Raw genomic sequence first — 25,471 nt, 5'->3', positions numbered from 1 at the left:
TTGATCCCCTCACCGACGCCTGCGAGGTGAGCTGTCGGGTTCGGGCCGGTTGAGTTGCCCGGCCGTGTCCCTCGCGGAACACGGCTTCACCCCTAGCCGCGGCCGGTCAACTGCCCGGTGCGGCACTTACCTTGGGTCCCCCGCTCCTGCCTGCGGCGCTTGACGCGACGACTGTTCCCGGACGGCCGCTGGCAGGATTCGGCGTTGCGGCAGCCGGGGCTCGCGATGGCGAGCGGTCATGACCGTAGACACGCGCTCCGCGGATTTTCAAAGACGATCAGGGCTTCTGAGACCTATCTCTCACGGCTTTTATACCGGACATTAAGCCCGAACCATGACGTGAACTCCCGCTACTTTTCGCCCGATTCGCCCGCGACCTCAAGTGTCTGACCGGGGACGATGTGGTCCGGGTCGGCACCGACGGTCTCCCTGTTGCCGGCATACAGGGCACGCCATCCGCCGCTGAGGTCAAGGGAGTCGGCGATGCCCCAGAGGCTGTCACCGGTGCGCACGGTGTAGGACCCGTCCACGACGCCGCGCGGTTCGCCCTCGCCGCGCGAGGCGTGCCGGCCGGAGGACTCGGCCGTACGACCGTCCGCCGCGCCCTCTTCCGCACTGTCACCGCGGTGCCGGCCGGTGCCGGGCTCCCCGGTACCGGTGGAGCCCGAAACGCTTTCTTCCCGCGCCGACTTGTCCGAGTCGTCAGCCTTCGGGGGGATCGTGGGCGAGCTGTCGGGATTCGATGCGCCACCGCCCGCCGACGCGTCGCCGGATCCAGGGGACGTGTCGGACTTGGTCGTTTCATCCGCAGTGTCCGACGGCGCGTCAGAGGAGGACTCGGAAGGCGACGAAGGGGATGATTCGGGCGCAGGTTCCGCCGAACCGGCCGATCGACCCGACTCCGCCGAATCGGACGGGAGGGACGAGTCGGGCGAGTCGGGCGTGTCCGACGTCCCGTCATCCGTCGCACCGTTACCGGCACCGGTGGACGCCGAGTCGTTGCCCAGACCCGCGAGCAGGCCGCAAGTCGGCCAGGCCGCGATGCCCTGGTCGGCGAGCACCTTCTCGGCGACTCTTATCTGCTGGGCGCGACTGGCCTGGTCGGCGCTGGACGCGTAGTCCAGACCGCCGTACCGCTCCCAGTCCTCCTGGGACAACTGCAGGCCGCCGTAGTAGCCGTTGCCGCTGTTCTGGCTCCAGGCGCCGCCGGTCTCGCACTCGGCGACCCGGTCCCAGTTCGCACCGTCGGCCGCGTGCGCGCCGGTGGCGCCGAGCAGCGGGATCGCGATGGCCGAGCCGGTCACACCGGCGGCGACGACGAGGGCCGGGGCCTGGCGAGGGCGACGGTGGCGACCGTTCCCGGAGAGCATGCGACAACCTTTCGCGAGACAACGGTGTTCGCGCGACGGGTGATGCTCAGGGGTCGCGCTGATCCGTGAACGTATAGGCAGATGATCGCTTGTCACAAGTTCATGCCGTGCAGATCACATGAAGATCACAGAGGTGAGCATGTGTCACTTCTGCGATGACGGCGTCCCGATGTCGGCCGATCGCGCAACGGGTGTGAACGACACGGGCAGAGTGCGAAGACCCCGCATGATGAGCCCGCCGCGCCAGCGCAGTTCGTCCGGGTCCACGGCGAGACGCAGGTCCGGGAGCCGGGTGAGCAGCGTGGCCAGCGCGGTCTGCCCCTCCAGCCGGGCGAGCGGAGCGCCCAGGCAGTAGTGGATGCCGTGGCCGTAGCCGAGGTGCTGGTTGTCCCGGCGGGCGAGGTCGAGGGTGTCCGGTTCCGCGAACCGCTCCGGGTCCCGGTCCGCGGCGGCGAGGACGACCAGGACGGGGTCGCCGGGGGCGATGTCCTGTCCGCCGATGGTGAGCGGCCGGGTGGCGAAGCGCCAGGTGGCCAGCTCCACCGGGCCGTCGAAACGCAGGAGTTCCTCTACGCCGGTCCCCAGCAGGGCGCGTTCGCCCGCGGCGAGGGACGCCTGCAGGCGGGCCCGCTGCTCGGGGTGGGTCAAGAGGGCGTAGGTGCCGTTGCCCACCAGGTTGACCGTGGTCTCGAATCCTGCGAACAGCAGGATGAAGGCCATGGCCGCGGCCTCGTTCTCGGTGAGGTGCTCGCCGTGGTCGGAGGCGCGGATCAGGCCGGAGATGAGGTCCTCGCCGGGCCCGGGTTCCGCGGGCAGCGCCTCGCGCTTGCGGTGGATGAGGTCGGCGAGGTAGCCCCGCATCTTCTTCACCGAGCGGGCGACCCCGCCCCGTGGTCCGCCGCCGTGACGGATCATCATGCCCGCCCAGTCCCGGAAGTCGTCCTGGTCCTCGCGGGGAACACCGAGCATGTCGCAGATGGCGTAGATGGGCAGCGGGAAGGCGAACTCGTGGATGAGGTCGGCGGAGCCCGCGCCGGCGAACCGGTCGATCAGGCCGTCGGCGAGTTCCTGCACGCGGGGCGCGAACTCGGCGACGCGCCGGGGCGTGAACGCCTTGCTCACCAGTCGGCGCAGCCTGGTGTGGTCCGGTGGGTCGATGTTGAGCAGATGCGTCATCAGCTCGGCCTTGCGCTCGCCCGGAATGCCGGTCTTTCCCTTGGCGTGGGCGGGCTCCGCGTGGTGCGCGGGGTTCTTCGAGAGCCGCTGGTCGGCGAGGGCCTGCCTGGCGTCGGCGTACCGCGTGACCAGCCATGCCTCCACCCCGCTGGGCAGCCGTGTCCGGTGCACCGGGGCGTGCTCGCGCAGCCAGGCGTAGGCGGGGTAGGGGTCGCTCGCGAACTCCCAGGTGAAGAGCTCGGGGGCGGGGCTGTGGGGCATGGGCTGGTCGGTCACCCCTCGACCGTATCCGGGGGCTGACCGGGATGCCGGGGCCCTCCCCGCCCCGCCGCCGGACTCAGACCTCGGGGTCCTCGCCCCCCTCGGCGTCCTCACCGCCCTCGGCGCCGCTGACGCCCTCCGCCTGCCTGATCGCGTCCCGGTACGCCCGGGCCGCCGCCCGCAGGGCCGCCTCCGGGTCCACGCCCTCGGCCTCGGCGCGGGCCGCCATCGCCAGCAGCTCGTAGCCGATGCCCTCGCCGGACGGCAGGGGCACGGACAGGCCCGCCGTGCGTACACGGGAGGCGAGCTTGGTGGCGAGGGCCAGGCCCGGCTGGCCGAGCGGGACGCCCTCCGTGACCGAGGTGCGCCGCTTCTCGACGGCCTTGGTGCGCAGCCAGTGCTCCTTGACCTCCTCGGGGGTGGTCGCCGTCTCGTCGCCGAAGACGTGCGGATGGCGGTGGACGAGCTTGGCGACGATGCCGCCGGCCACGTCGTCGACGGAGAAGGGCGTCTGCGGGTGCTCCTCGGCGATGCGGGCGTGGAAGACGACCTGGAGCAGCACGTCGCCCAGTTCCTCGCGGAGTTCCTCGCGGTCGCCGGCCTCGATGGCCTCGACGAGCTCGTACGCCTCCTCGATGCCGTACTTCGCCAGGCCCTCGTGGGTCTGCCGGGAGGACCAGGGGCACTCGGTGCGGATGCGGTCCATCACCTGGACGAGGTCGAGCAGGCGGGCGCCCGGCAGGTCGTAGGAGGCGGGCAGCAGCTCCAGGTCCGGCATCCGGACGCGGCCGGAGCCCGCGAGGCGGGCCAGGCCGTCGGTGAGGGCCGGGTCGCCCTCCCCGGTCGCCACGACCACCGCCGTCCGGCCGCCGGCGCAGTCGTCGACCAGTTCCTGGGCGGTCGGCGCCGCCTCGTCGACCCGGATCCCCGCCTCGCGCAGATACGGCAGCTGCGGGTGCGCCCCGTCCGCGCACAGCACGCGGTCGGCGGTGCGCAGCGCCTGCCAGGCGGGCCAGGACAGCAGGCCGGGCGCGACGCGGTGGCTGGTGGTGAGCAGGACGATGCGGCCCGGGTCCGGGGCGGTGTCGGGGCTGGTTGCGTTCACGCTTCGAACGTAACGCACGGCACCGGCGGCCCCGGCGGCCGCAGGACCGTTACGCCGCCGGGCCGGCGGGGCGGGTCTAAGCGGTCTGCTGCGTGCCCGCCGCCGTCATCTCACGCACCCACGGCGTCCTGGCGTCGACGCGGCTGCTCTTCTGCACGTCCCAGGCGCCGTAGCGCGGATTGAGGTCGACGTCGAGCTGCTCGGACGCCTCGGACAGGGCCTTCCAGAACGCGGGCCGGCCGGTGTCGGTGCCCAGGTGCTCGGCGAGCTTCTGGGCCTCCAGCTGGAGGCGGAGGTTCTCGTCGAGGCGCTCGGGGGCGACGCCGTACTGCTGCAGCCAGACCGTCTGCAGTTCCTCGGCACCGCCGGCCTGCTGCTCCAGGCCCGTGCGCATCTGCTGGACCTCCTTGCGGGTGACGCTCACGCCCGCGTCCTGGGCGGCGCGGTGCAGCACCCGGTCGAGGACCATGCCGTGCAGGGTGTCGCGGGCGAGGCTGCCGGTCCTGGCGACGACCTGCTCGTACTGGGCCTCGTCCGGCACGGTGGCCCGCTGTGCCTCGCGCACCTCGTCGACCCGGCTCTCCAGCTGGGCGACGGTGATCCGCTGGCCGCCCACGACGGCCGCCGCGCCGGGATGCGCGTCGTTCCCGCAGGCGGTGAGGAGCGGTGCCGCGGCGGCGATCGCGGCGGTGAGGAGGAGCGCGGTGCGACGGCGGCGGTGCAAGGAAACCTCCCGAGGAGATTGTGCGACGGTGCACAAAGTCTTGCGGTGATCGATGGTAGGCAGTGGGCAAGCTCCGGCCAACCCATTCGACCAACGATTCACCGGGACTTCGGGCACCGCCGCGCCGTCCCCGCGGGGGCGGCGGTCGTCAGCCGCGCACCTGGCCCAGCCATTGCAGCGTCCGCCGGATGTCGGCCGCGAGGGGGTGGCCGGGTCCGTGGACGCGTTCCACGTCGTGCAGCAGCCGGGCCAGCGTGTCGTGGGCGGCTGCGCGGTCGCCGAGGGCGAGGAGCAGGTGGCCGATGCGGCGGCGGACGTCGTGGGCGAGGTCCGGGTCGCCGGCGGCGACGTACTGGTTCTCGTAGTACGGCAGCAGCGCCCGGTACTCGGCGAGGGCCGCCGCCGGTTCGCCGAGCTGTTCCAGGCACTGGGCGGCGTCGTAGCGGTGGCGCAGGGACTGCGGGTCCGCCTGGCCGGCCTCTGCGGCGCGTTCGTCGGCGAGGCGGCGCAGCTCGGGCAGGGCACGCCGGTACTGGCCGTCGTCCATGAGGGTGGCCGCGTACTGCTTGCGCAGGGTGCGCACGACCGGGGAGCGCTCGCCGTGCTGCTCGGCGGCGGTGGGCAGGATCGCGCCGAGGATGTCGACGGCCTGGGTGATGCGGCCCTCGCCGAGCAGGCGCTTGACCTCGTCGACGGCTCGGGCGACGTCCGGCTTCTCGGCCTCCGCGACGGGCGGGACCGGGGCCGGCTGGGGCGCCGGGGTGCGCGCGCGGTCCGGCCAGGGCGCGTGCGGGCGCACGAAGGGGCGGGTGGGGTCCAGGGGCCCTCCGGTGGGCATGCCGCGTGCGGGCAGCAGCAGCGCCAGGTGCTCGTAGACCTCCTGTGCGGAGGCGGGGCGGTGCTGCGGGTCCTTGGCGAGCAGGCGCAGGACGAGCGCTTCGAGCGCCTCGGGGACCTCGGGGCGGACGCGGCGCACGGGCAGCGGCGGCTCGTACAGGTGCCGGTGCAGGACGCCGAGCGCGGTGGAGCCCGCGAACGGGACGTCGCCGCTGAGCAGTTCGTGCAGCAGGACGCCGAGCGCGTACAGGTCGGTGTACGGGCCGACCGCGCCGCCCATGGCCTGCTCCGGGGCCATGTAGGCGGGCGAGCCTATCGGGGTGCCGGTGTGGGTGAGGCGGGTGGTGTCGGCGTCCATGACGGAGGCGACGCCGAGGTCGAGGACGGTGACCGTGCCGTCCTGCTTCACCATCACGTTGCGCGGCTTGAGGTCGCGGTGGACGATCGGCACGGCGTGCACGGCGCTCAGGACGGCGCACAGCTGCGCGGCGACCGCGACCGCCCACTGCCAGGGGTACGGGTCGTGTTCGGCGAGGTGGTCGGAGAGGTCGGCGCCGTCGACGTACTGCATGACGAGGAAGAGCTCCTCGCCCTCGCTGCCCGCGTCGTGCACGGTCACCAGGCCGGGGTGGTCGACCTGGGCGGTGACCCGGCATTCGCGTACGAAGCGGCGGCGCAGCTCGTCGGCCTCCTGGCCGGCCACCTTGTCGGGGCGCAGCAGTTTCACCGCCACGCGCCGGTCGAGTCGCTGGTCGTACGCCGTCCAGACCTGTCCCATGCCGCCCTGTCCGATGAGCGTGGACAGCTCGTAGCGGCCGGCGACGACACGTCCCGTCGTCACGGTCACCTTCCGCCCTCGTGGTTGCCGTCGTGCCTGCGCAGGTAGTCACTGAGTTCGTCGAGCTCGGCGCGCACCTGGTCGATGCGGGCGGGGCCCGGCTGCCGGGGCGGCGGCGTGGGGGCGGGCGGCTGCGGCGTCGGGGGCGGGGTGTGGGGGGTGTGCGGGACCGGGGGTGTGTGCGGCGGCGGCCCGGCCGTGTGCGGCATGGTGGTGGCCGTGTAGGGCGCCGGGGGCTGCGGGTGGCCGTACGCCGGTGCGGGCGTCGGCTGCGGGCTGTAGCCGGGGCCGTAGCGGAGCTGGTGGAAGTGGCGCACGTCAGCCGAGAGGTAGTAGGCCATGGCGGCCACGAGGGTGCCGAGGAGCAGGGCCATGCCGGTCCAGCCGCCCACGGTGTGGACCTCGTCGCCGGGCTCGGTGCCGACCAGGACGAGCGCGAGGACGTCGGCCACGAGCGCCGCGACGAAGAGCCCCCAGTCCAGCCCCTTGCGCGTGACGATGGCCAGGCGCAGCAGCATCGTCCAGGCGAGCAGTCCGATGCTGAGGATCGACAGCGCCACGAACAGCACGCGCAGGAAGACCAACCACCCTGTGGGCGGTGGCTGCTTCACCGGCTGCGTGTAGCCGTGGCCGTGCATGGCTGCTCCTGGGACCTCAAGACGGGTGAATGTCGCTTCGAGCGTATAGGCCGACACGGACAAGCGGTCCCTGGTTGTACCGAACCGTTGTCGTGCTGATCACTTCCCGCCTTCGAGCGGTCAGCCGGGCGTGACCGTACCGTCCGTGAGCCCGTCGTACATTCCGCGTACGAGTTGCTCGCCGAGGCGGCCCGCGAGTCTGAGCGCCCGCTCGAACTCGTCGAGCGCGCGGAACCGGTCGCCGTAGCGGCGCTGTTCGTCCAGCGGGAGCCGGGGGAGCTGCAGGCGCCGCACGTCGAGCCGGGTGGCGGTGGAGGCGTAGCTGCTGGCCTGGCGGTTGTTGGCGGTGCCCCGCAGGAAGCCGGCGAGGAACCAGGCATCGAGCGCGGTGGGGTCGGGGCGCAGCAGCACGAGGTTGCGTCCCAGGGCGGCGCCCGCGGTGGCGTCGTCGACCACGCGCGCGACGGAGCCGCCGCCGAGCACGGGGACGACGACGTCACCGGGTTCGGTCAGCACGGGTTCCTCGTCGCTCTCCGGAAGCGTGCCGGAGGGGGCGGTTCCGGCGAGTACGTCGTGGTCGGTGAGCACGGGCACGCGCGCGTGGCCGCCGTTTCCGCCGGTGCGCATCAGCAGGGCGCCTCCGCGCGCGAGTTCGCCGACGGTGGTCAGCGGCCAGCGGGGGGCGGCCTGCACGGCGTCGGCCGGGGCCGGGGTGAGGTCGGCGGTCAGGCGCAGCGTCTCGCCGAGGCGGGTGCGCACGTCCGTGAGCTCTCCGGCGCCGTCGGCGACCGCGGGGGGCGGCAGATGGCGGGCCGGGGCCAGGTCGACGTCGTCGTCGAGGAGTTCGATGACGGGCAGGGAGCGGGCCACGCCCGGCCGTTCGTCGAGCCGTCCGGCCCGGTCGAAGGCCCGCCAGGCGTCCAGGACGGCGTCCCCCACGCCGCGCCAGTCGGGGCCGCCGCGGCCCTCACCGGCGAACTGCCCCACGTCGGCGAGCAGTACCTCCGGCTGCGCGGGCGCCTTCTCGGGACGGCGCAGCACCCACAGGTGGAGCGGGATGTTGTACGGGGGTGCCGCGCCGACCGGCAGCGCGACCACGGCGCGCAGTGCGCCCCGGCGCAGCAGGTCCGCGCGGATCCGGCGGCCGGAGCGGCGGGAGGCGGCGGCGGGCGGCATGAGGAGCACGGCGGTGCCGCCGTCCCTCAGGCGGGCCAGCGCGTGCTGCACCCAGGCCAGTTCGGACTCGGTGCGGGCCGGGAAGCCGTACTCCCAGCGGGGGTCGTAGGCGAGTTCGTCGTGCCCCCAGTTGCGCTCGTTGAACGGCGGGTGGCACAGGACGGCGTCGGCGCGCAGCCCGGGGAAGGCGTCGGCGCGCAGTGTGTCGCCGGCGGCGGCGTGCACGCCGGCCGGGGTGTGCAGGGCGAGGCGGAGCGCGGTGAGCGTGGCGAGGTCGGCTGCGCCGTCCTGGGCGTACAGCTCCTGGCCGGGACGCGGGGCGGCGGCGCGCAGCAGGGCGCCGGTGCCGCAGGCGGGGTCGAGGACGGTGCGGGCGGGGCCGGCCAGGTCGGCCATGAGGCCGGCGAGGTCGGCGGGGGTGAGCGTGTACTGGCGCGGGTTGGCGTCCAGGTGCCGGCCGAGCAGGAACTCGAAGGTCTGGCGGGCGCCCGTACCGGCGGCCAGTTCGGCGGCGCCGCGCAGGAGGGGCGCGGAGGCGAGGAGCGCGGGGCCGGTGGGCGGGTGGACGGCGGGGAACGCCGACGGAGTGTTCACAGCGGGTGAGCCGCTCGCCCCGGCAGGGGCGTGAACGGCGGTGGAGCCGGCGACCGGGGTGTTCACAGCGGCCGGCTCGCCCGCCCCGGGCCCGCCAGGCACGGTCCGGCTCCGGTCGCCACCGGGCACCGCGCCGAAGCGGGGTGTCAGCACCTGCTCCAGCGCGCCCGGCAGCATCGCGGCGAGCCGCTCGTCGGAGCCCGCGCTCAGCTCCAGCCACGCGGTGGGGCGGTCGTGGATGAGCAGCAGCGCGCAGCCGGCGTGGACGAGCGCGGTGACCGGGCCCTCGGGATGTCCGACGAGCTGCTGCCAGACCCGTTCCCGCAGCGGGACCTCGGCGAGTTTGCCGTGCCCGCGCAGCCAGGACTCCACGTCGGTGAGGGCGAAGGACGGGCTGGTCTCGGTGCCGCCTACGGGCTTGGGGAAGTCGGCGTGCCGGCGGCGCCAGTTGCTCACGGCCGCGCGGCCGACGCCGGCGAGCCGCGCGATCCCGGCGGCGGTCACTTCTGTCGCGTTGTCCTGCACCCGCGCGGCTCCCCTCGTCCCATGTGTGACGCCGAGCATACCGACGTGTGTCTGATCGTTTGCATTCACGCTCGTGTACACGCCCCACACTGTGAACCTGGTTGACTCGGTTCACAGTCTCTGTTCTTATTGACCTCGCCAACGAGCAGCCGCCGGCAAGGCGGCGGCTGCCGTATCGGGAGGGGACACAGTCATGGGCATGAAGGGCAAGGTCGCGCTCGGCGCCGTCGTGGGGATCGTCGTCATCGGCGCGGTGTCGGCGAACGGCGGCGACGGGGACGGCGGCTCCGGCGACAAGGGCTCCTCGGCGTCCGCGCAGCGGCAGGCCGGCGGCGAGAAGGACGCGGGCGGGGCGGAAGCCACGGAGAAGAAGGCGGCGTTCGCGGGGGACGGCGACTTCGAGGTGGGCTCGGACGTCAAGCCGGGGACCTACCGCACGAGCGGCAACACCGACGACATGTGCTACTGGGAGCGCGCCAAGGACGCCTCGGGCGAGTTGGACTCGCTGCTGGCCAACGACAACGTGAGCGGCACGAGTTACGTCACCGTCAAGGCCACCGACAAGCTCTTCAAGTCCAGCGGCTGCAACGACTGGGAGGCCGTCGACCCGAAGGCCAAGGGGACCCCCGCCACCAAGATGGCCGGAGACGGCGGCATGTTCGCGGTCGGCACCGACATCGCTCCCGGCACCTACAAGTCCACGGGCAACACCGACGACATGTGCTACTGGGAGCGCTCCAAGGACGCCGAGCACTCGCTCGACTCCATCGTCGCGAACAACAACGTGAGCGGCACGGCGGTCGTGACGATCAGCGCCTCGGACGGCTACTTCAAGACGACCGGCTGCAAGGACTGGCAGAAGACCGGCTGACGGGCCGGCCCCCGGACATCCGGCCCGTCCCACGACTCGGGCTCACCACCGCACCAGGACCCAGGGGAATCCATGCGTCGTACCGCTTTCGCAGCGCTCTGCATCGTCGCCGCGGCGGCCACCGGACTCACCGGCTGTTTGCCCGGCCAGGGCCGGGCGGACGCCGAGCCGGGCACGTCCGGGCAGCAGCCGAGCACCTCGGCGAGTAAGGCGGAGGAGAAGAAGGAGCCGTTCGCCGGGCTGACCGGCGGGGAGATCGTGGAGCGGGCCGTGGAGGCCACCGCCGGCGCCGCCTCCCTCCGGATCACGGGCGACGTCCCGGACGACCGGGGCGGCGGCACCGTCCGGGTCGACCTGGCCATGGACAGGAAGGGCGAGTGCGCCGGGACGGTGAGCGCCGGCGGCGAGGGCGAAGCCCAATTGATCAGGACCGGGGACACCCTCTACCTGAAGTACGACGAGGCGTTCCTGCGCGCCCAGAGCGAGGGCGAGTCCGCCGCGGAGACCGACGCGGCCGTGGCCATGCTGGCCGGGCGGTGGACCAAGATGTCCGTCACCGGGCAGGACGCCCAGGACATCGCGGGCTTCTGCGATCTGGACACGGTGCTGGGCGGCGCGCAGGACGTCGACTCGGACGCCACGCGGGGCAGGACGACCACGGTCGACGGCGCCTCCGCGATCGTCCTGAGCGAGAGGGACGGCGCGGACCGGCAGACGCTCTACGTGGCCGCCGAGGGCACCCCGTACCTGCTGCGGGTCGACAGCACGTCCGCGACGGACCCCGGCTCCCTCACCTTCAGCGACTACGACGTCCCGGTCCCGGCCCGCGAGCCCGACGGCGAGATCGTCGACCTGGACGCGCCGGCCGGCTGACCGGCCGGGGGCTCACAGCGCGTGCCGCATCCACACGTTCGGCTCGACGTACACCGCGTACCCGCGGCCCGGTTCGCAGCGCACCGGCACCAGGGCGCCGGGCACCTCGACGTCGCCCGCGGTGTCGAAGGGCAGCCCCGTCCAGTGGCGCCACTCCTCCAGCGAGGCGGCGACGGTCATGGAGGCCGGCGCCACGCCGTCGAGGGTGGCGCCGGCCCGGGCGTGGACGCGCAGCCACGGGTCGTGCGGCAGCCCGTCGGGGCGCAGGCGACGGGCGTACTCCTCGATCGGGGTGTGCGGTTCGAGGTGCTTGGCGCTGGGGCGGACGGGGGCGACGACCTCCCGGAAACCGTGCGCGCGGGCGTTGTCGCGCATGGCGGCGAGCATCCGGCCGGACAGGCCGCGCCCCTGGGCGTGCGGGGCGACGACGACGGAGATCGCGCTGACGGTGTCGGGGCGCACGCCCCGGCGCAGGTCGCCGAAGGCCCAGACGAGGACCTCGCTCCAGCCGCGCGCGGGCAGCGCACCGCGCCCTTCGGTATGGAGGGCGAACGGCACGCTGTGGCCGTGGGCGACGACCTCGCCGTACTCGTCCTCCGCGAACTGCACGTACTCGGGCAGTTCGACGGGGATGCGCGGGTAGTGGGCGTTGCCCGAGAGGTCCTCGACGGCGAACGCGGGCCAGCTGTCGGCCATCGCGCGGACCCGGTCCAGCATCTCCGGACGCTCGGCGAGGCTCGATATCTTCAGCTCCATGGCGTCACCGTAGGCAGCGCGGGCGGGGACCGGAAAGCCAATTTCCGCCGTCAGCCGCCGCACTGACGCAGCATCGCCCGCCGGTCCGGTGCGGTCACCGCCAGTTCGTACTTGACGGCGACCTGCGCGAAGCGGACGGCGTACGCGCACCGGACCGACTTCCTCGGCGGAAGCCAGGACGCGGGACCGGAGTCGCGCTTGGCCGAGTTGGCGCGGCCCTGGACGGGGAGCAGGTTCAGCGGGTCGTTGGCCAGTTGTTCGCGCTTGCTCTCCGGCCACCGCGAGGAGCCCATCTGCCAGCTGTACGACAGCGGCACGACGTGGTCGATCTGGACCTCGCTCGCCTTCTGCTTGCGCCACTCGATCGTCGAGCCGGTGTAGGGGTCGTCCAGCGTCATGGCGACGACCACACAGCGGGACCCGGACCGGAAGCGCAGCTTCTGACCGTCGCGCCTCAGCAGGTCGTTCCGCGTGTCACAACCGTTGCGGGCCAGCGGCACACCGTCGGCCGAGTCCATCCAGGCGTAGCCGAACTCGTCCCGGTCGTAGCCCGTCCGGGGGCCGCGCCCCTTGGTCTTCAGGCCCTCGATGAGCTTGCGGGCGGTCGCCTCGGGGCTGTCGCCCTCGACCGGGGCGAGGCCGGGTCCGGTGCCGTCCGGGTTGCGCAGCGGGCTGACGGCGTGTCCGCCTGCCGGTGCCTCGTGCCCGCCTCCCGAGGCCGTGGCCCCGTCGTCGCCGAGTCCCTCGCATCCGGTGACCAGGGCCAGAGCGAGGGCCGCGCCCGCGGCCCAACCGGTACGGATCCCCCTGTGCCGCCACATACGCGCCCCTCCCCTTGCCGTCCGCCGGTATCACCGTAGCGAGAGAGAGGTTCAGACCATAGCGGGCTTTGTTGGGCATGCAGGGCATATCTGTCGTACCTTCGACAGTGAGCCACGTCTCGGAAGGAGCTCTGCATGGGCATCCTCGACAAAATGAAGAGCATGGCCGGCAAGGACAAGGGCAGGTCACGAAAGATGTCCGACGCCGCCGAACGCCAGGTCAACGAGAGGACCGGCGGAAAGTACGAGAAGCAGGTCGACACCGCGCAGCAGCAGGCCGAGGACAGGCTCGGCTTCGGGCGCGAGCGGGGCGGCGACCGGCCGGAGCAGCAGTAGCTCGCTCCCGTACCCCGACACATCGAAGCCGTCCACAGGCATGATCCGTGGACGGCTTCTCCGACGGGCGGGTCACGACCCCAGAATCGAGGTCAGGAACTCCCCGACCCAGGCCAGCAGTTCACGCCCGACCAGCGGCTTGCCGCCGACCTTCGCGGTCTTCGGGCGCGGAACCAGCACCTGGTGCGCGGCCGGCTTGACGACCGTCCCGGGGTACAGCCGCTTGAGCCTCAGCTCCTGCGACTCGCGCAACTCCACCGGCGCGAACCGGATGTTGTTGCCCTGCAGGACCACCTCGCCCACGCCGCACGCCCGCGCCAGCATGCGAAGACCCGCGACCAGCAGCAGGTTCTCCACCGGCTCCGGCAACTTGCCGTAGCGGTCGACGAGTTCCTCCCGGACGGCCTTGATGTCCTCCTCGCTGTTGGCGGAGGCGATGGAGCGGTACGCCTGCAGGCGCAGCCGCTCGCCGGGGGCGTAGTCGTGCGGGACGTGCGCGTCGACCGGCAGCTCGATCTTGACCTCCAGCGGCGGCTCCTCCTCGACACCCCCCTCCAGCGAGGCCCGGTAGTCGGCGACGGCCTCGCCGACCATCCGCACGTACAGGTCGAAGCCGACGCCGGCGATGTGGCCGGACTGCTCGCCGCCGAGCAGGTTGCCGGCGCCCCGGATCTCCAGGTCCTTCATGGCCACGTACATGCCCGCGCCCATCTCGGTGTGCTGGGCGATGGTCGCGAGCCGCTCGTGCGCGGTCTCGGTCAGCGGCTTCTCCGGCGGGTACAGGAAGTAGGCGTAGCCGCGCTCGCGGCCTCGGCCGACCCGGCCGCGCAGCTGGTGCAGCTGGCTGAGGCCGAAGTTGTCGCCGCGCTCGACGATGAGGGTGTTGGCGTTGGAGATGTCGATGCCGGACTCGACGATGGTCGTGGAGACCAGCACGTCGAACTTCTTCTCCCAGAAGTCGACGACGACCTGCTCCAGCGCCTGCTCCGACATCTGACCGTGGGCGGTGGCGATGCGCGCCTCCGGGACGATCTCGCGGAGCTTGGCCGCCGCGCGGTCGATGGACTCGACCCGGTTGTGGATGTAGAAGACCTGGCCCTCGCGCAGCAGCTCGCGGCGGATCGCCGCGCCGATCTGCTTCTGCTCGTAGGGGCCGACGAAGGTCAGCACCGGGTGACGCTCCTCCGGCGGGGTGGTGATCGTCGACATCTCGCGGATGCCGGTGACCGCCATCTCCAGGGTGCGCGGGATGGGCGTGGCGGACATCGTCAGCACGTCGACGTTGGCGCGCAGCTTCTTCAGCTGCTCCTTGTGCTCGACGCCGAAGCGCTGCTCCTCGTCGACGATGACCAGGCCCAGGTCCTTGAACTTCGTCTCCGAGGAGAAGAGGCGGTGGGTGCCGATGACGACGTCCACCGAGCCCTCGCGCAGGCCCTCCAGGACCGCCTTGGCCTCCGTGTCGGTCTGGAAGCGGGACAGCGCCTTCACCTTCACCGGGAACTGCGCGTACCGCTCGCTGAACGTCCCGAAGTGCTGCTGCACCAGCAGCGTCGTCGGCACCAGCACCGCCACCTGCTTGCCGTCCTGTACGGCCTTGAAGGCGGCGCGCACCGCGATCTCCGTCTTGCCGTAGCCGACGTCGCCGCAGATCAGGCGGTCCATGGGGACCGTCTTCTCCATGTCCTCCTTGACCTCGGCGATGGTGGTCAGCTGGTCCGGGGTCTCCGCGTAGGGGAAGGCGTCCTCCAGCTCGCGCTGCCAGGGGGTGTCCGAGCCGAAGGCGTGTCCGGGCGCCGCCATCCGCGCGCTGTAGAGCTTGATCAGGTCGGCGGCGATCTCCTTGACCGCCTTCTTCGCGCGGGCCTTGGTCTTGGTCCAGTCGGCGCCGCCGAGGCGGTGCAGCGTGGGGGCCTCGCCGCCGACGTACTTGGTGATCTGCTCCAGCTGGTCGGTGGGGATGTAGAGGCGGTCGCCGGGCTGGCCGCGCTTGGCGGGGGCGTACTCCACGACCAGGTACTCGCGGGTGGCGCCCTGCACGGTGCGCTGCACCATCTCGATGTAGCGGCCCACGCCGTGCTGCTCGTGGACGATGTAGTCGCCCGCCTCCAGGGTGAGCGGGTCGATGGTCTTGCGGCGCCGGGCGGGCATGCGGGTGCCGTCGCGGCCGGCGGCCTTCTGGCCGGACAGGTCCGTCTCGGTCAGGACGGCCAGCTCGAGCGCGGGGTCGACGAAGCCGTAGTCGATCGAGCCGCAGGAGACGTGGACGACGGAGGGGCTGAGCGTGCCGAGGTCGGAGTCCAGACGGGCCGCGATGCCCTCGCCGCCGAGGACCTCGACCGTGCGGGCCGCCGGGCCGTGGCCCTCGGTGACGTAGACCACGCGCCAGCCGTCGGCGAGCCAGCCCTTGGTGTCGGCCAGTGCCTTCGCGGTGTCGCCGCGGTAGGTCTCGGGGGCGTGCATGCCGAGCTTGAGGGTGTCCCCCGCCGCGTCAGCGGCATATGTCCCCGTCAGCTCCTCGTCGGCGGCGAACGGCGACACCGACCACCACATCATGTCCAGCTCGCGGGCCCGCTCCCGGACGTCCGCGATGGACCACAGGGAGGCCGCGCCCACGTCGATGGGCGCCTCGCCGCCGCCGGCGGTGGCCGCCCAGGACGCCTGGAGGAACTCCTGGCTGGTGGCCACCAGGTCGGCGGCCCGCGTCCGTACCCGCTCCGGGTCGCACACGAGCGCCATGGCGCCCTTGGGCAGCACGTCCAGCAGCAGCTCCATGTCGTCGACGAGCACCGGTGCCAGCGACTCCATGCCCTCGACGGCGATGCCCTCGGCGATCTTGCCGAGGAGTTCGCCCAGCTCGGGGTGGAGCTCGGCGAGGGTCCGCGCGCGCTCCCGGACGTCCTCGGTGAGCAGCAGCTCACGGCAGGGCGGGGCCCACAGCCCGTGCTCGGCGACCTCCAGGGAGCGCTGGTCGGCGACCTTGAAGTAGCGGATCTCCTCGACGTCGTCGCCCCAGAACTCGATGCGCAGGGGGTGTTCCTCGGTGGGCGGGAACACGTCGAGGATGCCGCCGCGCACGGCGAACTCGCCGCGCTTCTCGACCAGCTCGACGCGCGCGTACGCGGCGGCGGCGAGCGCCTCCACGACCTCGTTCAGATCGGCGCTCTGCCCGCTCCTCAGCGACACCGGCTCCAGGTCGCCCAGTCCCTTGACCTGCGGCTGGAGCACGGACCGCACGGGCGCGACGACGACGGACACCGGGCCGGTCTCCGGGTCGTCGGGCCGGGGGTGGGCCAGGCGCCGCAGGACGGCCAGGCGCCGCCCCACGGTGTCGCTGCGCGGGCTGAGCCGCTCGTGCGGGAGCGTCTCCCAGGACGGGTACTCCACCACGCCCTCCGGCGGCAGCAGCGAGCGCAGGGCCGCGGCCAGGTCCTCCGCCTCGCGTCCCGTCGCCGTCACCGCCAGCACCGGGCGGCCCGTCTCGCGGGCCAGTGCGGCGACCGCGAAGGGCCGGGCCGCGGGCGGACCGACCAGGTCGACGTGCATGCGGTTGCCGTCGGCGGCCGCCGCGATCGCTTCGGCGAGGGCGGCGTCCTTGGCGACGGCGTCGAGCAGACCGTGCAGGCTCATGAAGGGGCGCTTTCGTCCGGGGTGGACAACACGACGGGCCCGACACGCGGTGCGGGCCGGGGGTGTCCAGCGTACGACGCCGCGCGAGCGAGCGACGGAGGCTGTGGACGACGCCCGGCCGGGGACGGGCGACGCACCGGCGCCGGGGAGTCCTCGTGACTCCCCGGCGCCGCCTTCCTCCGCGCCCCCCGTGCGCGGTGGTCGCACCCCCGTGAGCGGTGGCCGCCGCGACTCGCCGGTCCGGCCTACTCCGTCGCGATCGCGTTCAGTACGTTCATCCGGCCGGCCCGGAACGCCGGGACCAGGGCGGCGAACAGACCCACGAACGCCGAGCCGATGAAGACGCCGATGATCGTCGGCCACGGGATGTCGAGGACGTTCAGGCCCTCCAGGGCGAGCAGCTTCTGCGCCGTGGCGCCCCAGCCCATGCCCAGCCCCAGGCCCAGCAGGGCACCGAAGAGGGCGATGACCACGGACTCCAGGCGGATCATCCGGCGCAGCTGCCTGCGGGAGAGGCCGATCGCCCGCATCAGGCCGATCTCGCGGGTCCGCTCGACCACCGACAGGGCCAGGGTGTTCACCACGCCCAGGACCGCGACGATGATCGCCAGGGCGAGCAGGCCGTAGACCATGTTGAGCAGCTGGCCGACCTGGTCCTTCAGCTCCTGCTTGTAGTCGGTCTGGTCACGGACCTGGTACTGCGGGTACGCGTCCAGCGACTGCTTCAGCGCCGCGTACGCCTGCTCCTCCTGGCCGTCCTCGGCCTTGGCGAACATGATCGTGTTCGGCGGGATCCTGTCGGCGGGGAGGTACTCCCGCATCGTCTCGATGCTGATGTACCGCGCGCCCTGGTCGATGGCCACGTCGTCGTCCGTGATGGCGGCGACCTTCAGCTTCGCCGTCTCGCCGCCCTTGAAGGCGACCGAGATGGTGTCGCCGACGTGCACCCCGTGCTTCTCGGCGTAGTCCGAGCCGACCGACATGGCGTTCCGGCCGTAGGCGGCCGAGAGGGTGCCCTCCGTCGTCGCGCGGCGCACGTCCTCTGCGTAGGTCGGGTCGGCGGCGGTGAGGCCGTCGTCGTCCGTCCAGCCGTCGGGCGAGGTCAGCGTGGCGTCGAGCGTCTTGTAGCGGGTGACGTGCTCCAGGCCCGGTGTGTCCCGCATCTTCTGCTCGGCCTGCGGCACGATCCGCTGGTTGCCCTGGACGATGAAGTCCGCGCCGACCGACTTGTCCAGCTCGCTGGTGGCCGAGGCGACCATGGAGGAGCCGACCACGGACAGGCAGGCCACCAGCGCCAGGCCGATCATCAGGGCCGCGCCCGTCGCACCGGTGCGGCGCGGGTTGCGCAGGGCGTTGCGCTCGGCCATGCGGCCCACCGGCCCGAAGGCCCGCAGCAGCACCGCGCTGATCACCCGCACGACGCCGCCGGCCAGCAGCGGGCCGATGACGACGAAGCCGATCAGGGAGAGCACCACGCCCGCCCCCAGCATCAGCGCACCGTCACCCGCCTTGTCGGCGCCCGCCGCCGTGAACAGTGCCGCGGCTCCGGCGCCGGTCAGCACCAGGCCGATCACTCCGCGGAGCAGGCCGGCCTTGCCGTCGGCGGGCGTCCCGGCGTCGCGCAGCGCGGCCATCGGGGAGACCTTGCCGGCGCGGCGGGCCGGCAGGTAGGCGGCGAGGACGGTGACGACGACACCGAGGACCAGACCGACCACCGGGGTCGTCGTCTTCACGGTCAGGTCGTCCGTGGACAGGTTCATGCCCGCCGCCGACATCAGCTTCATCAGGCCGACGGCGATCCCGACGCCGGCCGCGACACCGAGGATCGAGCCGACGATGCCGAGGAACAGCGCCTCGACCAGCACCGAGCGGTTGACCTGCCGGCGGGAGGAGCCGATCGCCCGCATCAGGCCGATCTCGCGGGTGCGCTGGGCGACCAGCATGGAGAAGGTGTTGATGATGAGGAAGATGCCGACCAGGAAGGCGATCCCGGCGAAGCCGAGCATGGCGTACTTGATGACGTCCATGAACTCGCCGACGTCCTTGCGGTTCTCGTCGGCGCTCTCCTTCGCCGTCTGGACCTTGTACGTGCCGTCCAGGACCCGGGAGACGTTCGTCTTGAGCTGCGCGTCGGAGACACCCGACGCGGCGGTGACGTTGAGCTGGGTGAACTTGCCCGTGCCGCCGAGCAGTTCGCGCTGCGCGGTGGCGGTGTCGAAGTAGACGACGGCCGCGCCGGGGTTGGTCACCGTGAAGGAGGCGATGCCGACGATGCGCGCCTTGAAGTCGCCGGTCTGCGCGATGGTGCGCAGTTCGTCGCCGAGCTTCAGGTCGTGCTTGTCGGCGGTGTCGGAGTCGACCATCACCTCGGTCGGCCCGCGCGGGGCGTGCCCGGAGGTGATCTCCATGGAACGCAGGTCGTTCTTCGTCCAGTTGCCGGCGATCGTCGGGGCGCCGCTGGTGGCGCCCACGTTGTCGTTGTCGCCGTCGACGACGGTCACGTTCAGCGAGGCGACCGCGCCCTCCACCGACTTGACGCCCTCGGCGGAGCGGACCCGCTCCAGCGTGGACGCCGGCAGCGACTCGGGCACCCCGTTCTGCGGCGTGTCCCCGGCCGCCCCGGCTTCCTTCGGGGCGACCGTCACGTCCGACGACGTGACCGCGAAGAGCTTGTCGAACGTCGTGTTCATCGTGTCCGTGAACACGAGCGTGCCGCACACGAACGCCACCGACAACAGCACCGCCACCGCCGACAGCGCCATGCGCCCCTTGTGCGCGAAGAAGTTGCGCAGCGAGGTCTTCACGACGGTCATGACGTGCGCCCCCGGGCGTCGAAGTCCTTCATCCGGTCCAGGACGGCGTCCGCGGTCGGCTTGTGCATCTCGTCGACGATCCGGCCGTCGGCGAGGTAGAGCACCCGGTCCGCGTAGCTGGCCGCCACCGGGTCGTGGGTGACCATCACGATGGTCTGGCCCAGTTCGTCCACCGACCGGCGCAGGAAGCCCAGCACCTCGGCGCCCGCGCGGGAGTCGAGGTTCCCGGTCGGCTCGTCCCCGAAGATGATCTCGGGCCGGGCGGCCAGCGCCCGCGCCACGGCGACCCGCTGCTGCTGGCCGCCTGAGAGCTGGGTGGGCCGGTGCTTGAGCCGTCCGGCGAGCCCCACGGTCTCCACGACCCGGTCCAGCCACGCCCGGTCGGGCCTGCGGCCGGCGATGTCCATGGGCAGCGTGATGTTCTCGATCGCGTTCAGCGTCGGGAGCAGGTTGAACGCCTGGAAGATGAAGCCGATCCGGTCGCGGCGCAACTGGGTGAGCTTCTTGTCCTTCAGGCCGGTGATCTCGGTCTCGTCGAGATAGATCTGCCCGCTGCTGACGGTGTCGAGGCCGGCCAGGCAGTGCATCAGCGTGGACTTGCCCGACCCCGAGGGACCCATGATCGCGGTGAAGTGACCGCGGGCGATGTCCACGTCCACGTGGTCCAGGGCGACCACCCGGGTCTCCCCGGCTCCGTACGCCTTCACGACCTGCCGCGCCCGCGCCGCAACGGCCGTACGCCCTCCAGTGCTTCCGTGCCTGGGAATGGTCACGGCCGATGTCATGTCAAGTCTCCTATGTCGGTCATCAGGTGAGCCGCCGGTGCCGAAGGCGGGTGGTGCTGTCGGGTGCGGCGGCCCGGACCGGCCGGGCCGGGCCGCGCGGATCGCCACGTCTTCGAGTCTGGCGGCAACCAGGGGTCGCCCGCGCTGGTGTTCAGCGCACTCTTCTGCTGGGGAAAACCCCACCCCCACAGGTGCGGTGCGCCGCCCCCCCCCCAGCGGCGTAAAGCCAGATTAAGGAGGGCGCGCGGCCGTCTCGTCCTCCGTCGGTACGAACCCTCCCCGGGCCGTAGTACGGAGGTACCCCTAGGGGCAGTCCACCCTTCGGCGGAGCACGTCTCGGGGTCGGTCTCCTCCCTCCGGCGCATCCAGCGTCCACCCTCCCGCTGCGTCAGGCTCAAGTGCGAAGCTGATCCCGGCAACTGGATGCATGGGGAAACAAAGGGAGGGACCCGGAGTGGGCAGCACCAGACCCGCGGTGGTCGAGGCCGCACAACCCGCCGGGGCGGACCGGCGCGGCGCCGTCGTCGCCGCCCTGATGCTCGCGATGGCGCTGGCGGCGCTGGACTCGACCATCGTCTCCACCGCCGTGCCGCAGATCGTCGGCGACCTCGGCGGGTTCTCCGTGTTCTCCTGGCTCTTCTCCGGCTATCTGCTGGCCGTCACGGTCACCCTCCCGGTCTACGGCAAGCTGTCCGACACCTTCGGCCGCAAACCGGTGCTGGTCGCGGGCGCGGTGGTGTTCCTGATCGGCTCCCTGCTGTGCGCGCTCGCCTGGAACATGGGCGCGCTGATCGCCTTCCGCGTGGTGCAGGGTCTGGGCGGCGGCGCCCTCCAGGGCACGGTGCAGACCCTCGCCGCCGACCTGTACCCGCTGAAGGACCGCCCCAGGATCCAGGCCAAACTGTCCACGGTGTGGGCGGTGTCCGCGGTCGCGGGCCCGGGTCTGGGCGGCGTGCTGGCCGCGTACGCCGACTGGCGCTGGATCTTCCTCATCAACCTGCCGGTCGGCGCGGTCGCCCTGTGGCTGATCGTCCGTCACCTGCACGAGCCGGCCCGGGAGGAGGCGGACACGCGCGCGCGTGTCGACTGGGCGGGCGCACTCGCCGTGTTCGCCTGCGGCGGTGTCCTGCTCACCGCCCTGGTGCAGGGCGGGGTGGCCTGGCCGTGGCTGTCGGCGCCCTCGCTGGTCCTCTTCGGGGCGGGGCTCGTCCTGCTGGCGGCCGTGGTGGTGATCGAACGCCGGGCGGCCGAGCCGATCATCCCCGGCTGGGTGTGGCGGCGGCGCACGATCGCCGCGGTGAACCTCGCACTCGGCGCGCTGGGCCTGCTGATGGTGGCGCCGACGGTGTTCCTGCCCACCTACGCCCAGTCCGTCCTGGGCCTGGCGCCCGTGGCCGCCGGTTTCGTGCTGTCCGTCTGGACGCTCAGCTGGCCGGTGTCGGCGGCGCTGAGCCAGCACGTGTACCGCAGGATCGGCTTCCGCAACACCGCCATGCTCGGCATCGGCACCGCGTCCCTGATCCTGCTCGCCTTCCCCTTCCTCCCCTACCCCGGCGAGGCGTGGCAGCCGACGCTGCTGATGCTGCTGCTCGGCGCCGCGCTCGGCCTGTTCCAGCTGCCGCTCATCGTCGGCGTCCAGTCGACGGTCGGGTGGGCGGAGCGGGGTACGGCGACGGCGTCCGTCCTGTTCTGCCGGCAGACCGGGCAGACGGTGGGCGCGGCCGTCTTCGGCGCGATCGCCAACGGGGTGCTGGCCGCACGGCTCGGCGGGGCGAGCGACCTCGACTCGGTGACGCGGGCGCTGGATCCGGGCACGGCGGACGAGTCCGTACGGCGGGCGATCGCCGACGCCGTCCACGCGGTCTACCTCGGCGCGGCGGGGGCCGCGGCGCTGGCCTTCCTGGTTCTGCTGGTGCTGGCGCCGCGGAAGTTCCCGGTCCTCAAGGACTGAGCGGGGCCGGGCGGCTGCCCGCGCGCGGGCCCGCATCCACTCCCCGTCGCCCCGCGACGGCCCTGGTTAACGCGGGTAACACCACTGATTCACCCCAGCAAGCGCATACCGACCGCCCAGTTTGGCCAAAAGGCAGCGCCTGACCGAACCGGCGAGTAGCGTGCGTGGCTCGCACCCCCCACCTCCCTGCGGTCCGCCGCACCGGACCCGAGCCACGCAAGGAGCACCGGGATGTCCTACGACCCTTCCCCGTCGTATCCCCCTCCGCCGTACCGCCCCCCGTCACACCCGTCCCCGCGTCCTTATCCGCTCCACGACGCACCGCCCGCCTTCCCGCACTACGGCGCCCACCCCTGGCAGCCGGCCGAGCCCGCCCCCGGTCCCGCCGGGCGGCGGGCGCCCCGGCGGGCCGCGCTCGGGCACCACAGCGACCTGCGGATCCTGCGCAGCGCCTACCGGTGGCAGCGCCGCACGGCCACGTTGACCGCGCTCGGCTACTTCACGCTGTTCCTGATCCTGTCGGCCTACGCACCGGAGTTCATGACCGGCGGCGGCGCCGACGGACTGCCCAACGGCCTGGTGCTCGCCCTGCTCCAGCTCCCCGTCACCTGGCTGGCGATCGCGCTGTACGAGCACACCGCCCGCCGCCATGTCGACCCCCTCGCGGACCGCATCCGCAAGGAGGCCGCACTGGACGCCAGGCGGGAGGCCGGACGGTGACGGAGTTCAGCGGCAACGCACAGACCATGTCCCTGGTCGGCTTCACCGCCGTCGCCACCGTCACGCTGCTGCTGTGCGTGATGACCGGCCCGGACCGGGACGACCTGGACGAGTTCTACACCGGCTACAGCTCCCTGTCCCCGATGCGCAACGGCCTCGCGATCGCCGGCGACTACATCTCCGCGGCGACCGTCCTCGGCACGGGCGGCGTCATCGCCCTCTTCGGCTACGACGGCATCGTGCTGGCGCTCAGCACCGCCCTGTCGCTGATGCTGCTGATGTTCCTGCTGGCCGAACCCCTGCGCAACGCGGGCCGGTTCACCATGGGCGACGCGCTCGCCCGCCGCATGCCCGGACGCAGCGTCCGCATCGCCGCCTGCGCGGTGACCATCGCCGCACTGCTGCCGCTGATGCTGGTGCAGCTCGCGGGCACCGGCCAGCTGCTCGCCTTCGTCCTCGGCTTCTCCGGGGAGTCGCTGGAGACCGGCTGCATCATCGGCCTGGGCATCCTCATGATCAGTTATGCGGCGATCGGCGGCATGAAGGGCACCGCCCTCATCCAGATCCTCAAGATCGTGATGCTGCTCGGGTCGGGCATCGTGGTCGCCGCACTGATCCTGAACCGCTTCGACTGGGACCCCGGCGCCCTGTTCAACGCGGCCGCGGACCGCAGCGGCGTGGGCTCGGCGTTCCTGAACTCGGGCCTGGAGTTCGCGGGCGGACCCCACCCCAACGTGGACATGATCACCTCGCAGCTGACCGTCGTCCTCGGCGGCGCCTGCCTGCCCCACGTCACCATGCGCATGTACACCGCGTCCTCCGCCCGCCAGGTGCGCCGCTCGATGTCCTGGGCGGTCTCCAGCGTCGCGCTGTTCGTCCTGGTCATCACGGTCGTCGGATTCGGCGCGACCGCACTGGTCGGGCGGGCGGTCATCGCCGGGATCGACCCGCAGGGCAACACCGCGTACCTGCTCGGCTCCCAGGCCGCGTTCGGCGCGGAGGTGTCGACGGCGGAGACCTTCCTGTTCACGACGGTCACCACGGCCGTCTTCCTCACCCTGCTCGCCTCCGTCGGCGGCATGATCCTCGCCTGCGCCAACTCCCTGGCCCACGACGTGTTCGCCACCCGGGTGCAGGAGATGTCACCGCGCCGCGAGATGCTCCTCGCCCGCGCCTCCGCCCTCGCCGTCGGCATTCCCGCGATCGTCCTGGCGACCCTCGTCCAGCACCGCAGTCTCCAGCCGCTGGTGACCCTGTCCTTCTGCCTGGGCGCCTCCGCCATCGCCCCCGCGCTGGTCTACGGCCTCTTCTGGCGCCGGTACACCCGCGCAGGGATGCTCAGCACCCTCATCGGCGGCTCCCTGGCCGTGCTGCTGCTGATGCCGGGCACCAACCTGGTCTCCGGCTCACCCGTCTCCGCCTTCCCCGAGGCCGACTTCAACTGGTTCCCGTTCACCACGACGGGCCTGGCCTCCATCCCCCTGGGCTTCGCCTGCGGCTGGCTGGGCACCATGCTCTCCGGCCGGCGCAAGGCGGAGGAACAGCGCCACCAGTACGAGGCGGTGGAGGGCTGGATCCTGGCGGGCGCGGTACGCAGGGGCGGCTGAGGCACCGCCGGACGATGAGGGCGGGCCCCGGCGGCTCAGTCCGCGGCCCGCCCCGTCAGCGAACTGAGACTGCTGCGTACGTCGTCCACCTGGGCCTGCACGTCGTCCCACCGCTCCCCGTGCTCGCACAGCACCCGCTCGGTCTCCCGGGTGATCCGCTCCTCCCGCAGCCGGGCCTCGGCGATCACCTCGGCCGCCCGGGCCCGGGCCACTTCCGGCCAGCGCCTGGCCGCCTCCTCGGCGTCGGCAAGGGCCCTTTTCGCCGCGGCCAGCTCCCGTTCCGCGCGGGCCATCGGCTTCGCGAACCGCGCGTCCAGGGCCGTCGCCCCCTCGGCCTCCGCCCGCTCGGCCTGCGCCCGGCGCCCGGCGTGCTCACGGGCCTGCTCGGCGAGCATCCCGGAGGCGCGCCGCCGCATCTCCCGCACCGCGACCAGCGCCTCACCGCGGCACTGCCTCACCTCGCGCCGGACGGCGATCCGCGTCTCGTCGGCCTCCGCCCGGGCCGCGAGCAGCCGCCGGCGGGCACTTTCGTCGGCCTCGGCCCGTACGGCGTCGGCGTGCGCCTGCGCGGCCTCGCGTACGCCGGTCGCGTACGCCCGCGCCTGTTCCATCAGGTCCTCCGCCGCGCGCCGCGCACTCTCCCGCACGGCCTCGGCCTCCTCCTGCCCGAGCTGGAAGATGCGCCGCGCGCGCTCCCCCAGCGCCTCGTAGGTCTGCGGCGCGAGCCCGGCCACCGTCTCCCGCAGCCGGTTCAGCTCCGCCTCCATCTCACGGGCGAGCACGGTGAGCCGGGCGGCCCGCTCCCAGGCGGCGTCACGCTTCTCGGAGAGTGCCTCGACATACGCGTCGACCTGGTCGGGACGGTAGCCGCGTCCCCGTACGGCCACGAAGCCGTGCGGGGACGCCGATGCGCTGCTCATTCCGGAACTCCCGATTCATCCGATTCCATGACAATTCGCGCATATCTTGATGGATCGCACTTGGGCGTTCATAACGCGACACTCCGCAGGACGGTGACGGCAGCGTGGCCACAACCCGGCTCGCGCGCGCCCGCGCCCGCCGCCACG

General features: G+C 72.6%; 19 protein-coding genes and 1 riboswitch. Of the genes, 6 read left to right on the top strand and 13 right to left on the bottom strand.

Going from position 1 to position 25,471, the window contains the following annotated elements; all coding sequences use genetic code 11:
- Position 1: 1 nt before the first annotated feature.
- Positions 2-168, bottom strand: a riboswitch (cyclic di-AMP (ydaO/yuaA leader).
- A gap of 182 nt (positions 169-350) precedes the next feature.
- The 7 genes from IE260_RS29410 to IE260_RS29380 all read right to left on the bottom strand — a co-directional run bounded on the left by IE260_RS29410 (position 351) and on the right by IE260_RS29380 (position 9,244).
- Positions 351-1,370, bottom strand: coding sequence for a LysM peptidoglycan-binding domain-containing protein (locus IE260_RS29410; RefSeq protein ID WP_189877309.1), 1,020 nt, complete (start codon positions 1,368-1,370; stop codon positions 351-353).
- Between the two features lie 144 nt (positions 1,371-1,514).
- Positions 1,515-2,822, bottom strand: coding sequence for a cytochrome P450 family protein (locus tag IE260_RS29405; protein WP_373303423.1), 1,308 nt, complete (start codon positions 2,820-2,822; stop codon positions 1,515-1,517).
- 61 nt (positions 2,823-2,883) lie between these two features.
- A complete protein-coding gene (locus IE260_RS29400) occupies positions 2,884-3,912 on the bottom strand; it encodes a nucleoside triphosphate pyrophosphohydrolase (RefSeq protein ID WP_189877307.1) in 1,029 nt (342 codons plus the stop codon).
- Between the two features lie 76 nt (positions 3,913-3,988).
- Positions 3,989-4,636, bottom strand: a complete 648-nt coding sequence (locus tag IE260_RS29395) for a SurA N-terminal domain-containing protein (protein ID WP_189877304.1) — start codon at positions 4,634-4,636, stop codon at positions 3,989-3,991.
- A gap of 148 nt (positions 4,637-4,784) precedes the next feature.
- Positions 4,785-6,278 carry a serine/threonine protein kinase PkaE gene (gene pkaE / locus IE260_RS29390; protein WP_268254948.1) on the bottom strand — a complete coding sequence of 498 codons (1,494 nt, stop codon included), beginning with the start codon at positions 6,276-6,278 and terminating at the stop codon, positions 4,785-4,787.
- Between the two features lie 38 nt (positions 6,279-6,316).
- Positions 6,317-6,949, bottom strand: a complete 633-nt coding sequence (locus IE260_RS29385) for a hypothetical protein (RefSeq protein WP_189877300.1) — start codon at positions 6,947-6,949, stop codon at positions 6,317-6,319.
- A gap of 120 nt (positions 6,950-7,069) precedes the next feature.
- Positions 7,070-9,244: an N-6 DNA methylase gene (locus IE260_RS29380; RefSeq protein WP_189877298.1), complete on the bottom strand. Its 2,175-nt coding sequence runs from the start codon at positions 9,242-9,244 to the stop codon at positions 7,070-7,072.
- A gap of 193 nt (positions 9,245-9,437) precedes the next feature.
- Here IE260_RS29380 and IE260_RS29375 point away from each other — a divergent pair, with 193 nt between their 5' ends.
- Positions 9,438-10,115 carry an Rv1352/Rv1906c domain-containing protein gene (locus IE260_RS29375; RefSeq protein ID WP_189877296.1) on the top strand — a complete coding sequence of 226 codons (678 nt, stop codon included), beginning with the start codon at positions 9,438-9,440 and terminating at the stop codon, positions 10,113-10,115.
- A 72-nt stretch (positions 10,116-10,187) separates the two neighbouring features.
- A complete protein-coding gene (locus IE260_RS29370; protein ID WP_189877294.1) occupies positions 10,188-10,988 on the top strand; it encodes a LolA-like protein in 801 nt (266 codons plus the stop codon).
- A 12-nt stretch (positions 10,989-11,000) separates the two neighbouring features.
- Here the strand turns inward: IE260_RS29370 and IE260_RS29365 are convergent, their stop codons facing one another.
- Both IE260_RS29365 and IE260_RS29360 read right to left on the bottom strand, forming a co-directional pair.
- Complete coding sequence (locus tag IE260_RS29365) at positions 11,001-11,744, bottom strand: GNAT family N-acetyltransferase (protein WP_189877292.1); 744 nt, start codon at positions 11,742-11,744, stop codon at positions 11,001-11,003.
- 50 nt (positions 11,745-11,794) lie between these two features.
- Positions 11,795-12,565 (bottom strand): HNH endonuclease family protein, encoded by a 771-nt coding sequence (locus IE260_RS29360; RefSeq protein WP_189877290.1) that lies wholly within the window; start codon positions 12,563-12,565, stop codon positions 11,795-11,797.
- A gap of 135 nt (positions 12,566-12,700) precedes the next feature.
- Here IE260_RS29360 and IE260_RS29355 point away from each other — a divergent pair, with 135 nt between their 5' ends.
- On the top strand, positions 12,701-12,901 hold the full coding sequence (locus IE260_RS29355) for an antitoxin (RefSeq protein WP_189877288.1): 201 nt from the start codon (positions 12,701-12,703) through the stop codon (positions 12,899-12,901).
- 72 nt (positions 12,902-12,973) lie between these two features.
- Here IE260_RS29355 and mfd read toward each other — a convergent pair whose 3' ends face one another.
- The 3 genes from mfd to IE260_RS29340 form a co-directional block, all read right to left on the bottom strand.
- Positions 12,974-16,528, bottom strand: coding sequence for a transcription-repair coupling factor (mfd, locus tag IE260_RS29350; protein ID WP_189877286.1), 3,555 nt, complete (start codon positions 16,526-16,528; stop codon positions 12,974-12,976).
- Between the two features lie 245 nt (positions 16,529-16,773).
- Positions 16,774-19,341, bottom strand: a complete 2,568-nt coding sequence (locus IE260_RS29345; protein ID WP_189877283.1) for an ABC transporter permease — start codon at positions 19,339-19,341, stop codon at positions 16,774-16,776.
- Positions 19,338-20,126 carry an ABC transporter ATP-binding protein gene (locus IE260_RS29340; protein WP_189877281.1) on the bottom strand — a complete coding sequence of 263 codons (789 nt, stop codon included), beginning with the start codon at positions 20,124-20,126 and terminating at the stop codon, positions 19,338-19,340. Before IE260_RS29340 ends, IE260_RS29345 begins: the two co-directional genes overlap by 4 nt.
- Positions 20,127-20,580: 454 nt before the next feature.
- On the opposite strand from IE260_RS29340, the gene IE260_RS29335 reads away from it, so the two are divergent.
- The 3 genes from IE260_RS29335 to IE260_RS29325 all read left to right on the top strand — a co-directional run bounded on the left by IE260_RS29335 (position 20,581) and on the right by IE260_RS29325 (position 24,404).
- On the top strand, positions 20,581-22,077 hold the full coding sequence (locus IE260_RS29335) for an MFS transporter (protein ID WP_189877279.1): 1,497 nt from the start codon (positions 20,581-20,583) through the stop codon (positions 22,075-22,077).
- A 231-nt stretch (positions 22,078-22,308) separates the two neighbouring features.
- Positions 22,309-22,797 carry a DUF485 domain-containing protein gene (locus IE260_RS29330; protein ID WP_189877277.1) on the top strand — a complete coding sequence of 163 codons (489 nt, stop codon included), beginning with the start codon at positions 22,309-22,311 and terminating at the stop codon, positions 22,795-22,797.
- Entirely contained in the window at positions 22,794-24,404 is a 1,611-nt protein-coding gene (locus IE260_RS29325; protein ID WP_189877275.1) for a sodium/solute symporter, read from the top strand. The genes IE260_RS29330 and IE260_RS29325 overlap by 4 nt, the downstream gene beginning before the upstream one ends.
- A 35-nt stretch (positions 24,405-24,439) precedes the next feature.
- Here IE260_RS29325 and IE260_RS29320 read toward each other — a convergent pair whose 3' ends face one another.
- Positions 24,440-25,324, bottom strand: a complete 885-nt coding sequence (locus IE260_RS29320) for a coiled-coil domain-containing protein (protein ID WP_189877273.1) — start codon at positions 25,322-25,324, stop codon at positions 24,440-24,442.
- Positions 25,325-25,471: the final 147 nt, after the last annotated feature.

Origin of the sequence: Streptomyces viridiviolaceus (assembly GCF_014650995.1) — a bacterium.
GTDB classification, from domain to species: domain Bacteria; phylum Actinomycetota; class Actinomycetes; order Streptomycetales; family Streptomycetaceae; genus Streptomyces; species Streptomyces viridiviolaceus.
Note: the sequence above shows the minus strand (reverse complement) of the source record. Positions and strands in the feature narration are given on the sequence as shown.